The following is a 462-nucleotide window of genomic DNA, read 5'->3' on the forward strand; positions in this document are numbered from 1 at the left end:
GTCCAACTACGACACGGCCAAGCGGTGGTTCGCGGAGGAGTGCGGACCGATCGGCGAGCGCTGGGACGACACCGGATGGATCATGTACGACGCCGACGCCCCGACCGCCGTAGCGCTCGCGGAACGGATCACCGGGACGCTGCACGGATACCCCCTGCTGGACGACGACGACCACAGCGAGCGGGAGCACGCCGCGATGCTCGCCGAAATCGACCAGGAGATGCCTGGGACCTACCCCGACGACGTGGACGCGTCCGACGTGTTCCGCGAGCTGGGCTGTCCCGAGCTGGGGCGCATCACGTCCGACGACGTCACCGACGCCATGCAGTCACTCGGGTACACCCCCTGCTCGGACTGCGACGAGTGGCTTACCCCCATGACCACCCGCTGTGGTGAACCCCTGTGCCGTGACTGTGCGTTGGAGGAGTCGCGCCCGGCCGAGAGCACCACCGTGCCGATCCC

General features: G+C 68.6%; 1 protein-coding gene. It reads left to right on the forward strand.

Annotated elements, in window-relative coordinates; all coding sequences use genetic code 11:
• A partial coding sequence (locus BI06_RS50320) for a hypothetical protein (protein ID WP_158516381.1) occupies positions 1 to 462 on the forward strand: 462 nt, incomplete at both ends.

The sequence above is a fragment of the Kitasatospora sp. MBT66 genome, from assembly GCF_000710405.2.
Lineage (GTDB): Bacteria > Actinomycetota > Actinomycetes > Streptomycetales > Streptomycetaceae > Kitasatospora > Kitasatospora purpeofusca.